This window comes from Brucella tritici (assembly GCF_902825325.1).
Classification (GTDB): Bacteria; Pseudomonadota; Alphaproteobacteria; order Rhizobiales; family Rhizobiaceae; genus Brucella.
Genome location: NZ_CADEAR010000004.1, coordinates 261,977 through 275,294, shown reverse-complemented (window position 1 = coordinate 275,294; position 13,318 = coordinate 261,977). Strand labels below are relative to the sequence as shown.

Sequence of the window (13,318 nt, the reverse complement as noted above, 5' to 3'; positions counted from 1 at the left end):
ATGGACCGCAGAACATTTACCAAGTCGCTTGCGGGACTTGGGGCAATGCCCTTTGTCGTCAATGCCGCATCGGCAGCTACTGAGGGAGGAGCGAATATGCTGGAACTTTTGGGTGGAAGCATCACGGATGTACCCGGAATCAAGCTGGGACACCACACACTGACAAAACGTCCGACCGGCTGCACCGTCCTTCTATGCGAGGACGGCGCTTCTGCGGGTGTCGACGTGCGCGGTTCAGCCCCTGGTACGCGCGAAACTGATCTGCTCGATCCGATCAATTATGTGCAGCAGGTTCAGGCCATCCTGCTTTCCGGCGGCAGTGCCTATGGTCTGGCGGCTGCAACCGGTGTCATGCGTTATCTCGAAGAAAACAATCTCGGTTTCAAGATCGGCAAAGGCGTCGTTCCGATTGTACCGGCAGCAATCCTGATGGATCTCGGTGTCGGAGATTTTTCGGTGCGCCCCGATGAAGAAGCCGGCTATCTGGCATGCAAGGCCGCAAAGGCCGAAGCTTCCGGCGAAGGCAATATCGGTGCTGGTGCAGGCGCGACTGTCGGCAAGATGTTCGGCATGGATTACGCCATGAAGGGCGGGCTAGGCACAGCCAGTTACAAGGTGCCAGGCACCGAAATCGTTGTCGGCGCAATCGTTGCCGTCAATGCTGTCGGTGATGTCTATGCACCGAACTCACGCCAGATTCTGGCTGGTGCAAGGACAGAGGACGGCAAGGGCTTCCGTGATACCATGTCCGCCATCATGCAGGGCCACGGTGTGGTCAAGTCGGGAGGCGCCAACACAACGATTGGCGCAATAGCGACCAACGTCCCGTTCGACAAGGCTCAGCTGAAAAAGATTGCGGGCATGGCGCATGATGGCTTTGCACGCACGATCAACCCAATCCATACAATGTGGGACGGTGACACGGTCTTCGCACTTTCCACAGGCAAGGCGAAGGGTGTGGAAGCCGATGTAACTGCGATTGGAGCAATTGCAGCGACTGTTATGGCAGAAGCCGTGGCACGTGCAGTTGTCAATGCAGACAGCCTTAAGGATTTGAATTTGCCAGCACATAAGGATTATGCCCCGCAATAAGGCGATTATCTGCAGACAACATTGTGTATTCAACAGCATCCGTGAATGCACAAAAGGCGGTCTGGCCGGACTATAGAAGCATGTTCTTTACAGAAGCGAATCCTTCTATAGTCCAACCATGCCCATTCGACACTTAAGCGAAACCATCATCAATCAGATCGCGGCGGGTGAAGTCATCGAACGCCCCGCCAGCGTTATCAAGGAACTTGTCGAGAATGCAATCGACGCTGGCGCGACCCGCATTGAGGTCGTGACAGGTGGTGGTGGCAAGACTTTGTTGCGGGTGACGGATAATGGTTCGGGAATCCCGATCGATGAGCTTCCATTGGCAGTTTCCCGCCACTGTACTTCCAAGCTTTCCGATGATGTGCACGATATTCGCGCACTGGGATTTCGTGGGGAAGCTCTGCCATCTATTGGCTCGGTCGCAAAACTGACCCTCAAATCTCGTCCGCAGGACGCAGACTCCGGCTTTGAAGTATCGGTTTCCGGCGGACATCTCGACGGTCCCCGTCCTTCCGCGCTCAATCGCGGGACGATTGCCGAGGTCCGCGATCTTTTCTACGCGACCCCTGCCCGTCTAAAGTTCATGAAGACGGACCGCGCGGAAGCTTCAGCGATAACCGATGTCGTCAAGCGCATCGCAATTGCCTTTCCGCATGTCCGCTTTTCGCTTGCAGGCACCGACCGGACACCACTGGAGTTATCCGCAACCGGTAGCGGCGCAGAGGCAACGCTCGAGCGCATCAACCAAATACTCGGAAAAGAGTTCGGCGAAAATGCGCTCGCCATCGACGCCGAGCGTGACGGCGTGCGCCTGGCCGGGTTTGTGGGCATTCCCTCCCATAATCGCGGCAATGCCCTGCATCAGTTCGCTTATGTGAACGGGCGCCCGGTGCGTGACAAACAGCTTTTCGGCGCATTGCGCGGAGCTTATGCGGATGTCATGGCCCGTGATCGCCATCCGGTTGCCGTATTGTTTCTGACGCTGGACCCTGCACTGGTCGACGTTAATGTGCATCCGGCCAAGGCTGACGTGCGTTTCCGTGATCCGGGTCTCGTGCGTGGACTGATTGTTGGCGCAATCAAACAGGCACTGGCGCAGTCGGGCATTCGGCCTGCAACCAGCGGTGCCGATGCCATGCTGCAAGCTTTCCGCGCAGAAGGGTTCCAGCCAGCCACGCCATCATTTACATCGCGGCCTCCTTCGGCTGGTTATGCATCAGGAAACTGGCGCCCTGCGCCTTCAGCCCCGAGAAACGAATGGTCGCCGCAGACTGCGCATCCGGCGCATCGGCCGCTGGACTTGGGAGTGGCACCCTCCTTTCAGGAAAGTGACCAGGCGACGCTCACCACCGTCAATGTTCTTGCAGCGGACGCGCGGGCGACGCTTGACGAAGTGCCGGTGGAACTCCAGCAGAAGCCGCTTGGTGCGGCCCGCGCACAAATCCACTCGAATTATATTGTTGCGCAGACGGAAGACAGTCTCGTTATTGTAGATCAGCATGCGGCTCACGAACGCCTTGTTTATGAAGCGTTGAAAAACGCCCTGCACTCTCGCCCGATACCGGGACAAATGCTGCTTATCCCTGAAATCGTGGATTTACCGGAAGAAGATGCCGAGCGGCTGGCAACCCACGCAGAAACGCTTTCACGCTTTGGCCTCGGCATCGAACAATTTGGGCCAGGTGCCATTGCTGTGCGTGAAACGCCTGCAATGCTCGGAGAAATGAATGTACAGCAGCTGATCCGCGATCTTTCGGATGAGATTGCGGAACACGATACATCCGAGGGATTGAAGGCCATGTTGAACCATGTGGCCGCAACCATGGCCTGTCATGGCTCCGTTCGCTCGGGACGGCGGTTGAAGCCTGAAGAAATGAATGCACTTCTGCGGGAAATGGAAGCCACCCCCGGTTCAGGCACATGTAACCACGGTCGCCCGACTTACATCGAATTGAAACTGACAGATATCGAACGGCTTTTTGGCAGGCGTTGATAGAATTACGACCAAGCAAGATGCCGGTACTGCTGGACGCAACGCACGGCACTTGCTAGAGTCAGCCACAAAGGTATTAGACACATGAATAAATTTGAATCGCCCCGCTCCTCCGAAGCTGTTCTGCGTTATCTTGACGGTGATTATGAGATCGTCAGACACGGAGCCTATGTCGCGTGCGCAGTGACCGGCGCCCATATCCCGCTCGATGAACTCAAATATTGGAGCGTTGCGCGGCAGGAACCCTACGCAACCGGCCTGATTTCTTTTGAGCGTGAGTTGGAAGTCAATCCTGAACTACGTAGCCGCAAGAAGGCTTAAAATTAGCTCGCAACACGGCTTTTGAAACGTTCGATGACTGTATCCAGAATGTGGTCAAGCCCGTCGTTGCGGTCAAATTTGAGATCGACATCGAGAACCGCGAGTTTTGCCAGAAAGCCGGCAGGAACGCCAATCATCGTTGCCAGACGCACCTGATCCTTGGCTGTTGTAATCAATCCCAATCCCTGACGGCGAGCTGTGTCCATCAGGTTGCGAATATCATCCGCTTCAAAACTGTGATGATCGGGGAACGAGCGCGCCTCCACAATCTCACCGCCTGCCTGTGCAACACTTGCATAGAATTTTTCTGGATTGCCTATACCCGCAAATGCGAGCCATCGATTGCCCGCTACCGGAGCGGACGACGAGGGTTCAAGCTGCGCTTCATATATCGGCCGACCAGCCCGTGCCGCTTGACGGATGACGAAATCAGCACCATCGCCCTTGCCTATACGCAGCAAAGCGTCGGTCTTACGCATCTGGTCTGTTAGCGGAGCACGCAGGGGACCTGCCGGTATGACCTTTCCATTGCCAATACCACGCACGGCATCCACAACCAGCAGCGAAAAATCGGCAAAAAGCCGCGCACTCTGGAAACCGTCATCCATGACGATGAAATCGCAACCGAGCGTCTGTAAATGGCGAGCCGCCTTTAGCCGATCAGGACAAAGAGTCACCGAGGCATGACGTGCCAGCAGGAGTGGCTCATCCCCGACATAACGCGCACTGTCGTGCGCGGGATCAACAACGTGTAGTCCCTTGTAAGCGCCGCCATAGCCGCGTGACACGATGCCGGGGTTTAGGCCTCGTGCCTTTGCGCCAGCAGCGAAAGCAATCGCGGTCGGCGTTTTTCCCGCTCCGCCTACGGTGAAATTGCCCACACAAAGGACCGGCAGAGAAATTTTTGGTGGTTCCGCTTTCAAAAGTCGACGCCCTGCCACCACTCCGTAGAGCCAGGCAGCAGGCGCCAAAGACAAAGCGCGCCAGTCAGGTTTTTCCCACCAGAAAGGCGGCGCTTCACTCACCATGCTCAGTGACCGCCCGTCTGATAGGCAGCCTCATTGCGATTGCCAGGTAACTGTGCCTGCAGGATCAAGGGCTGGATAAACGGCTCGAGTGCGACAAGTGTACGGTCCAGTGCACCGCGCATATCCCTGACCGTGCTCACTCCTGCATTGATCATGGCACGGAGATGCTGAGGATTGTTGAACAGGAAATTGATCGCGCCCGCGAGCATATTGCGATCCTTCACAATGCGCGCGCCACCATTCTTGATGAGACGCTGAAAGGACTCACGGAAATTCTGGACATTCCGTCCAGTTAGCACGGCAGTCCCCATCATCGCCGGTTCCAGCGGGTTGTGTCCGCCTTCCTTGGTCAGCGAATTGCCAATAAAGGCTATTTCAGTCAGTTGGAGGTAAAGCCCCATCTCCCCGATAGTGTCTCCCAGCAGGATATCGGTATCGGCTTCAATCGGCTCATTAGCGCTGCGACGCGCAACCTTGAGCCCTTTTTCCACCAGCATAGCCTCAATGGCCGGAGCGCGATCCGGATGACGCGGAACAATAATCGTGATGAGATGAGGATAGCGTACTTTCAGCATCTGATGAACTTCCGCCGTGATCGCTTCTTCACCGTCATGGGTAGAAATTGCGGCCCATGTCCGCCGTCCACCGATCTGGCGTTGCAACGCGGCCAGAGCCTGCGGATCGGCTGGCGGAGGATTCGTATCGACCTTGAGATTCCCTGAAACACTGACCGGTCGCGCTCCCAGCGTCCGAAAGCGATCTGCATCAAGTTCCGACTGTGCAACCACATAGGCGAAATTTTCAAAGAGCGCTTCGGCCAGTGCCGGTCTTTTCTGCCAGGCAGCGAAGGAGCGGTCAGACATGCGCCCATTGACCAGAACCTGCGGCGTATGGCGACTGCCAAGCGAAAGTACGGTTGCAGGCCAGACTTCGGACTCACAACCAATGGCAAGATCAGGTTTCCAATGGTTGAGAAACTTGTTGACCGCTGGTTGCAAATCCAGCGGCGCATATTGATGAATAACCTTGCTACCCAACTGATCCGCTACAACTTTTGCCGACGTCACAGTACCTGTCGTCAACACGATATGAATACCCGTTGCGGCAATCCGCTCAATCAATGGCGTAATCGCAACAGTTTCACCCACGCTTGCCGCGTGGGCCCAGATTACCGGTCCCTGCGGGCGTGCGATGGCGGATTTGCCGTAGCGCTCGCCGCGGCGCATACGCTCTTCCTTGCCGCGCGATGCACGATAAGCGATGTAAGGCCCCATAAAAGGGTAGGCCGCAGAGCCGAGTGCGCGGTAGGCAGCCAACATATTGCGCGCCCAGCGTTCGCTCATTTCGCTTTCTCCAACGCGGCATAGGCCTTGGCGGTCGCGTCGTTGAGTTGGCGCGTTAGCTCCATGCGTTTTTCTTCCAATTGCGTTTCATCGGCATCCGCGTCGACCCTTACATTGTCGCCGCGCACGATAATCGAACGCCCAAAGGGCAGCGGAATCGCCGTCTTGTCCCAGGACTTTTCCAAAACATGGTTCCGTGAGAAAGCATAAGCAACCGGTATTATCGGACGACCGGACAATTTCGCCAATAAAATGATACCTTCTCCGGCTTCACGCGCCTTGCCATGAGCAATGTCTGCAATTATCGACGCCGACTGGCCTTTCTTTAGCGCATTCTTCAATGTCAGAAGCGCGCGCGCCCCACCTTTTTCCGGCTTGGAGCGAGAACCTCGTCCTCCGGAACCTCGTACCGTCAATAATCCGAGTTTTTCCGCAACACGAGCATTCAACTCCGCATCGGCACTTCTCGAGAACATGGCAACCAGTTCAATTCCTTTAGGGCAGATGAACGGTCCCATGAGATGTTGCCCGTGCCAGAACGTCACGATGAAAGGATCGTCCTTGCCAACCAGTGCTTGAGGGTCAGCTGATTCTTTCAGACGCGAATTGGTGCTGTAGACGAACTTGAAATAGGTAGTGATCAGCCAGACCAGTATGGCTTTAACCACGGCAGACTGCGCCAACGGCCCGCGAATACGCCGCCAGAGGCGTTTCGCGAACCCTTGCTTCTTATGCCCGGTGGTCCGACCCGGGCTATCTCCGCTTTGCATCCGATACCGGCCGGGAGCAGGCAAACTGCTCAATCCGCCTTCAGCGTTATGCCTTCAGGATCGAGCAACCGATGCAGGTGCACGATAAAATAACGCATATGAGCATTGTCCACGGTTTGCTGGGCTTTCGACTTCCACGCCGTCTTGGCCGACTCGTAATCCGGGTAGATGCCAACGATATCGACGTTCTCAAGATCGCGAAACTCAACAGTACCGAGCTTTTTCAGCTCACCGCCGAACACCAGATGAAGAAGCTGCTTTTTGTCGCCTTCGACGCTCATGACAATTATCCCTGAACAAATTTGGTTCGCGGCATGATTAACCCAAGGGTCAGCCCGCGACAACACTCAACATTTCTTGCAGAAGGTCCCCGCTGGCGGCAACGAGAGCACCATGGCTCAACGTCGGACCACCATATGTGATCGGCAAGGCATCGCTTGTCAGGATTGCCCCGCCCGACTCACTCAGGATCAGATCAGCTGCTGCCAGATCCCAATCATGCGAATTTGGCCGAATGAAGGTGCCTGCTATATCTCCGCGTGCCACCATCGCAATACGGTAAGCGAGAGAGGGAACATAGGGGTGAACCTTTGCACGGTCCCGCCAGCTTTCCGAGAGTGCCGTCACCATGTTGCGGGCTGATGCGATGGTGACTTGTTCACCTGACGACGGTAACTTGACATGAATGGCAGCACCATTTTGCGAAGCGCCGATGCCTTTACCAGCCTCGATAAGTTCTGTACGCGCTGGACACTCCAGGACGCCGGCCAACGGGCGGCCCTTTTCAACAATGGCTATGCTAACACACCATTGATCCTGTCCTGCAATATAGGCACGGGTGCCGTCAATCGGATCGACGACAAAGGCGCGGCTACGTTTTTGAGCCACTCGTTCATCAACGGTCTCTTCAGATATCCAGCCATAATCCGGCCGCGCTTTCAAAAGGACATCCTTCAGATAGCGGTCAACAGCCAGGTCGGCTTCACTGACGGGCGATGAACCATCCTTCAGCCAGACTTCCGGAGAACGACCGAAGTAGCGCATCGCGATACGTCCGGCTTCACGCGCAGCATCACGCAGAAGCGCCAGCTCCCCGGAAATGTCGTTTTGTTTGTCAGTTTCCGGCAAGGGTCATGCCTTCGATTACGAGTGTCGGCGCCGTCATCCCGAAATTTCGGTCGATATCGGACGCTGGTGTCATATTGAGGAACATGTCCTTGAGGTTCGAAGCGATCGTCACTTCGCTAACGGGATAGGCGAGCTCGCCATTTTCGATCCAAAACCCCGACGCGCCGCGGCTATATTGGCCCGTTATCATGTCAACGCCCTGCCCAAACACCTCCGTTACATAAAAACCTGTGCCGATTGCACGGATTAATTCCTCCGGTGACTGTGAACCGGGTTCGATAGCAAAATTGGTCGATGCTGGAGAAACGCTGGAGCCAGAACGAACACCGCGACCATTGCCTCGCAAACCGAGCTCGCGGGCGCTCGACCCAGAAAGCAACCAATGATTGAGAACGCCGTCTTCAACCATCGTCAACGGCTGCCCCTCAATCCCTTCGCCGTCGAACGGACGCGAAGAAGAACCACGCACACGCAGCGGATTGTCGGTAACGTTTATACCCTGCTTGAGAATCTGTCTGCCGAGACTGTCGCGAAGAAAGCTCGTCTTGCGCGCAACCGAAGCGCCGTTAATGGCGCTTGCAAGATGTCCCGCAATACCGCGTGCAAGGCGAGGATCAAAGACAACAGTAACCGGCCCCGTCTTTGCCTGACGCGCACCCAGCCTTCGCACAGCGCGTTCGCCAGCGCGACGCCCAATATCATCCGGCGTATCAAGATCGGAAAAATGCAGTCGCGAACTAAAATCATAGTCGCGCTCCATTTTCGTGCCCTCGCCTGCAATCGCCGAGACCGATCGTCCAAAGCGTGTGGCAGCATATTGGCCTGAAAACCCGGTGGACGTGACCAGCACCAGACCACCCAGACTGCGCGAAGCGCCAGCACCACCCGAATTTGTCACACCTTTAACGGCAAGCGCCGCAGCTTCCGCCACAAGCGCATCCTCTGTCAGACGTTCGGAATCGATTTCCGTTGAATCGTAGAGATCAAGATCACGAGGCGAAACCACAAGCAGCATTGGATCGGCCAGTTGTTCATAAGGGTCTTCCGGCGCAACACGCGCCATGGCCACCGCCCGCTCAGCGAGACGGTCGGGGTCGGCGCTCGCATTTGCTGAAACACTCGCAATGCGACGCCCCACAAAAACGCGCAGAGCGAAATCGTCGCTTTCCGACGATTCGGTTCCCTCAACCTTACCCAGCCTCACCGACACGCTTACGGACCGCGCACGCATCACGACTGCGTCAGCCTGATCCGCACCGGCACGTTTGGCCGCAGCCACGAGAGCGGCTGCTCGATCAACAAGTTTCTCTGCCGAATTATCTGAAATCATTATATAATCCGAGTTTCCCAAGTTTATCACGGTTCAACCTTGCACTACAATTTGCAGCGGGACCGAAACCGGGACTTGCTAAAAAATATCGTCAAATTGTTCGACATCGGGCTGATTACAGCCATATCTTGTTTCTATATTGCCGAAATCCAAGGGCTTCAAGGCAAGTCCTCCTACATTTCTCCAAATTCCAAGAGCTTGGCATGGTTGCAACTGGCGGAAGTCTCTACCTACAGTGTCTGATGATTTTGGGTGGTGCAATTATCGCTGCGCCGCTGTTCAAACGATTAGGGCTTGGCACAGTCCTCGGCTATCTTGCGGCAGGCATCACGATTGGACCTGTAGCTCGCCTGATTGCAGACGGAGAAGATTTTCTGCACTTCTCCGAGCTCGGGGTTGTCTTTCTTCTCTTCATTATCGGACTGGAGCTGAAGCCCTCAAGACTTTGGGCATTGCGCCAATCGATCTTCGGTCTTGGCACCGCCCAAGTTCTGATTTGTGGAGCAGCTCTGACCGCTCTTGGCATCTATTTTGCGGGCCTCAGCCCTGAAGCAGGAATCATCATCGGTTTCGGTCTTGCGCTTTCGTCTACGGCATTTGCGATGCAAGTTTTGGAGGACCGGGCCGAAACGAACCAGAAACACGGCCAGCGTGCTTTTTCGATCCTGCTGTTCCAGGACCTTGCGATCGTGCCGATCCTTGCAATTATTCCGGCACTTTCGCCAAACGAACCGTCACAGGCGAGTGCAGGATTCCATCTCGCCACAGCTATCGCAGCCATAGCGGCGCTGGTGATTGCAGGACGCTATCTCATCAATCCGATGTTTCGCATTATTGCCAACACAGGCGCCCGCGAAGTAATGATCGCCGCAGCGCTCTTTGTGGTACTCGGATCAGCCAGCCTACTTCAGGCTGCAGGCCTTTCGATGGCCATGGGCGCATTCATTGCAGGCGTTCTGCTTGCAGAATCGTCCTATCGACACGAACTGGAAGCGGACATCGAACCTTTTCGCGGTATTTTCCTTGGATTGTTCTTTGTTGCGGTCGGCTTGTCGCTCAACCTCACGGTGATCCTGCAATACTGGAAGATTATCCTTCTTGCAGTGCCCATCTTCATGGCCACCAAAATCGCCATCATCTATCTGTTGTGCCGCATCTTCCGGTCCAGCCATAACGATGCAGTGCGGATCGCTTTTCTTCTGCCGCAGGGCGGTGAATTTGCTTTCGTTCTGTTCTCGGCAGCCTCGGCTGCAGCCATTATCTCAAGCGCTCTTGGTTCCGAGCTCGTGGCCGCCGTCACCGTATCCATGGCTCTGACGCCGCTTTCTGTCGCGATAGGGTCGAAGCTGCTTATCAAGGATAAGACTGTCGACGTCATTGAAGAGAACTATGAAGGTGCAGGTTCTGACGTCTTGATGATCGGCTTTTCACGATACGGGCAGATTGCATCGCAGATTCTTCTTGCCGGTGGTATCGACGTAACCGTGATTGACAGTTCGCCCAACCGTGTCCGTGCAGCGGGAAAATTTGGCTTCCGCATTTACTTCGGTGACGGCACCCGCAAGGACGTCCTGGAAGCCGCAGGAATTCGAAAAGCAAAGATTGTCGCCGTCTGTACTCACAAGAAGGAAACGACTAACCACATCGTCAATCTCATACAATCCGAATATCCGGACGTGCGTTTGTTCGTTCGTTCCTATGATCGCGAACATACGTTGCAATTACGAGCGCAAGGCGTTGAATATGAACTCCGCGAAACATTTGAATCCGGCCTGCTGTTCGGTCAGCGGACGCTTGAGGGGCTCGGCATAGCCGAAACGCGAGCCTACGGAATTCGCGAAGATGTGCGCCAGCGCGACGAAGACCGTCTCCACGTGCAGGCTTCGGAAGGAATTCTGGCCGGGCGCCATCTGCTTTTCAACAAGCCGGTCACACCAGAGCCTCTGGTCAAACCAGCTCGCGAAGGCCAGCGCATCGACAAAGGTGCAGATGATATCGTGCCCGCGGCATCGTCAAGTGACACAGTCGGATCACCGATTCCGGCGGAATAGCAATCATATAAAGACGCCGATAAATTCAGGTAGCAAGAGTTGAGTTTATCGGCACCACTTTCCCCTCAAGTGCCAGTTCGATAGCGCGTTTCAGTTCGTCACGAACGCTGGCGCTTTGTGACAAGATTTGCTCGAACTTCAGGAAATCGAGAAGCCCAATCCGCTCGACATTAGGGCGAATGAAAATGTGCGGAGGGCGAATGCGAAATTTGTTTTCGATGATGGAGCACATCGTCAGCTGGTTCGCGCCGATCACCGCCTCGAACGTCGTTGGCATATAGTCGTCAGGTCCGACCGGGGTGCCAACAACGTCAATGCCTATGACAATATCGGCCTCATCGAACAGCAAATCAAAGGGTACTGGATTGAATAATCCGCCATCGACCAGAATGCGGTCATTTCTACGCACCGGAGCGAACACCGGCGGTATGGCGCAGGACGCTGCAATGGCGGAATGTAGATCGCCATCACGAATATGAATTTCCCGAGCGGCATGGAAATCCGCCGCCGTAATGCTCATCGGGATTTTCAATTCTTCTACATTGGCTGGTAAGCTGACAGGCAAAAAGACGTCCAGCACCTTTTCGATGTTGAACTGGCTGACGCGTAGCCCACCCTTCAGTAACTCTACCCAGCGAGCCGGTCGAGTCTGCCACATGCGCTTGGCGACTTCGGAGCGGCGATTGAAAATCGCTGCCATATATTCATGAATTTCCTTGCCGGTCATACCGCTCGCCATGCCAGCGCCGACGATCGAGCCTATCGAAGAGCCTGCAATTGCAACCGGCCTGATACCAAGTTCGTCAAGTACTTCAACGATATGGATATGAGCAATGCCGCGTGCCCCTCCTCCGCCGAAAGCGACGGCAATTCGGGGTGATGACGGCACTGCCTTTTCCAATTTGGCACCTTTTAGCTTTGGGCTGGACCGAAAATCAGTATTGCCGGTTCCGCTTCAAGCAGCTTCTTGGCAATAGCCTTGACCTGATCCAGCGTTACAGCATCGATCAACTCCGAGCGCTTGTCGATATAATCACGCGGAAGTTCTGCTTCCTGCAAGCTGACGAGAGTTTCAGCGATTGCTGCAGACGAGTCCAGATTGTTGACTGCGTAAGACCCCTTGAGGAAGTTTTTTGCAGCAGCAAGTTCCTCTTCCGTCGGTCCCTCGGCAGCCATTGCAGCAACCTGTTCACGAATGATCTTCAGGGATTCCTGCGCCTTATCGGGACGGGTTGCGGTCGAAATCATAAGCGCTGAAACATGATCACGCATGACCATAGATGACGACACCGAATAGGCAAGACCGCGCTTTTCGCGCACCTCGGCATAGAGTCGCGAGGTAAAGCCGCCTCCCAGAATATGATTCATCAGATAGGCTGCAAAGAATTCGGGATCTTTGCGCGGAATAGCCGGATAGACGAAACTGATCGAGGTCTGCGGCATATCGAAATTGAGACTGGTCGTGGTGCCGAGTGCCAGTTTGGCATCCGGTACGGGAACCAGTTCGGCCATCGCAGGCAGATCACCGAACACCTTATCCAGCAACGCACCAAGATCCTTTGCGTTGATGGAACCCACTACGCCAATGGTCAGGCGGTCACGTGCAAAATTCTTGCGATGAAAGTTCAGCAGATCGTCACGCGTGATCGATTGCAGCGACTTCACCGTGCCGTCATCGGGACGCGCATAAGGATGGTTGCCGTAGAGAACTTCGGAGAATTTACGCGATGCAATCGTCGAAGGATTACGTTGCGATGATTCGATACTTGCAACCACCTGCTGTCGAATACGGTCGATTGCATCCTGGTCGAAGCGAGGCTTGTTGACGGCAAGAGCAAGCAAACTCGTTACTGCGTCACGATTTTCCGCGAGCATGCGAATGCCGCCCGAAACAGAATCGGGCGTTGCAGAAAAACTCATTTCCGCGCCCAGATTGTCGATCTTCTCCTGAAATGCATCCGATTTCAGGTCGCCGGCGCCCTCGTCGAACAGCCCAGTCATGAGGTTAGCCAACCCTTCCTTGCCTGAAGGATCCTGTGATGTGCCACCCTTGAATGAGAACCGCATGGAAACAAGCGGAACTGAATCGTCTTCTACCAGCCAAGCATGAATGCCCTTTGGCGAAACAACTTCCTGAATTTCTATTGCGCGCGCCGGCAAGGCACATACGATCAACAATGTCATGGATGCCGCAAGAATACCCACAGCGGAACTGGCATAGCGAAAGCCGAAAACACGTTTGAAGTTCAACATAAG

At 55.1% G+C, this 13,318-nt stretch carries 12 protein-coding genes; 4 read left to right on the top strand and 8 right to left on the bottom strand.

The window, feature by feature from the left end; all coding sequences use genetic code 11:
* From HWX93_RS07925 to HWX93_RS07915, 3 genes are all read left to right on the top strand, one after another.
* Complete coding sequence (locus HWX93_RS07925) at positions 1 to 1,092, top strand: P1 family peptidase (RefSeq protein WP_176037054.1); 1,092 nt, start codon at positions 1 to 3, stop codon at positions 1,090 to 1,092.
* 118 nt (positions 1,093 to 1,210) lie between these two features.
* The gene (gene mutL, locus HWX93_RS07920; RefSeq protein ID WP_176037053.1) at positions 1,211 to 3,091 is read left to right on the top strand and encodes a DNA mismatch repair endonuclease MutL; all 1,881 of its coding nucleotides are present in this window, start codon (positions 1,211 to 1,213) and stop codon (positions 3,089 to 3,091) included.
* 84 nt (positions 3,092 to 3,175) lie between these two features.
* Entirely contained in the window at positions 3,176 to 3,412 is a 237-nt protein-coding gene (locus HWX93_RS07915; protein ID WP_104755504.1) for a DUF2093 domain-containing protein, read from the top strand.
* A gap of 2 nt (positions 3,413 to 3,414) precedes the next feature.
* Here the strand turns inward: HWX93_RS07915 and lpxK are convergent, their stop codons facing one another.
* The 6 genes from lpxK to HWX93_RS07885 are packed head-to-tail and all read right to left on the bottom strand — an operon-like array spanning position 3,415 to position 9,011.
* Positions 3,415 to 4,440, bottom strand: a complete 1,026-nt coding sequence (gene lpxK, locus HWX93_RS07910) for a tetraacyldisaccharide 4'-kinase (RefSeq protein ID WP_176037052.1) — start codon at positions 4,438 to 4,440, stop codon at positions 3,415 to 3,417.
* A gap of 2 nt (positions 4,441 to 4,442) precedes the next feature.
* Entirely contained in the window at positions 4,443 to 5,783 is a 1,341-nt protein-coding gene (gene waaA / locus HWX93_RS07905; RefSeq protein WP_176037051.1) for a lipid IV(A) 3-deoxy-D-manno-octulosonic acid transferase, read from the bottom strand.
* Positions 5,780 to 6,553 (bottom strand): lysophospholipid acyltransferase family protein, encoded by a 774-nt coding sequence (locus HWX93_RS07900; protein ID WP_176037128.1) that lies wholly within the window; start codon positions 6,551 to 6,553, stop codon positions 5,780 to 5,782. The genes waaA and HWX93_RS07900 overlap by 4 nt, the downstream gene beginning before the upstream one ends.
* Before the next feature lie 29 nt (positions 6,554 to 6,582).
* Positions 6,583 to 6,834: a DUF4170 domain-containing protein gene (locus tag HWX93_RS07895; RefSeq protein WP_176037050.1), complete on the bottom strand. Its 252-nt coding sequence runs from the start codon at positions 6,832 to 6,834 to the stop codon at positions 6,583 to 6,585.
* Positions 6,835 to 6,883: 49 nt separating this feature from the next.
* Entirely contained in the window at positions 6,884 to 7,681 is a 798-nt protein-coding gene (locus HWX93_RS07890) for a 3'(2'),5'-bisphosphate nucleotidase CysQ (RefSeq protein WP_176037049.1), read from the bottom strand.
* Positions 7,668 to 9,011: a TldD/PmbA family protein gene (locus tag HWX93_RS07885; protein WP_176037048.1), complete on the bottom strand. Its 1,344-nt coding sequence runs from the start codon at positions 9,009 to 9,011 to the stop codon at positions 7,668 to 7,670. Before HWX93_RS07885 ends, HWX93_RS07890 begins: the two co-directional genes overlap by 14 nt.
* Positions 9,012 to 9,214: 203 nt before the next feature.
* On the opposite strand from HWX93_RS07885, the gene HWX93_RS07880 reads away from it, so the two are divergent.
* Positions 9,215 to 11,062 (top strand): monovalent cation:proton antiporter-2 (CPA2) family protein, encoded by a 1,848-nt coding sequence (locus tag HWX93_RS07880; protein ID WP_176037047.1) that lies wholly within the window; start codon positions 9,215 to 9,217, stop codon positions 11,060 to 11,062.
* 25 nt (positions 11,063 to 11,087) lie between these two features.
* Here the strand turns inward: HWX93_RS07880 and HWX93_RS07875 are convergent, their stop codons facing one another.
* Together HWX93_RS07875 and HWX93_RS07870 are read right to left on the bottom strand one after the other, a co-directional pair.
* Positions 11,088 to 11,963, bottom strand: a complete 876-nt coding sequence (locus HWX93_RS07875; RefSeq protein ID WP_109986839.1) for a patatin-like phospholipase family protein — start codon at positions 11,961 to 11,963, stop codon at positions 11,088 to 11,090.
* A gap of 11 nt (positions 11,964 to 11,974) precedes the next feature.
* Positions 11,975 to 13,315: a M16 family metallopeptidase gene (locus HWX93_RS07870; RefSeq protein WP_235969087.1), complete on the bottom strand. Its 1,341-nt coding sequence runs from the start codon at positions 13,313 to 13,315 to the stop codon at positions 11,975 to 11,977.
* Positions 13,316 to 13,318: the final 3 nt, after the last annotated feature.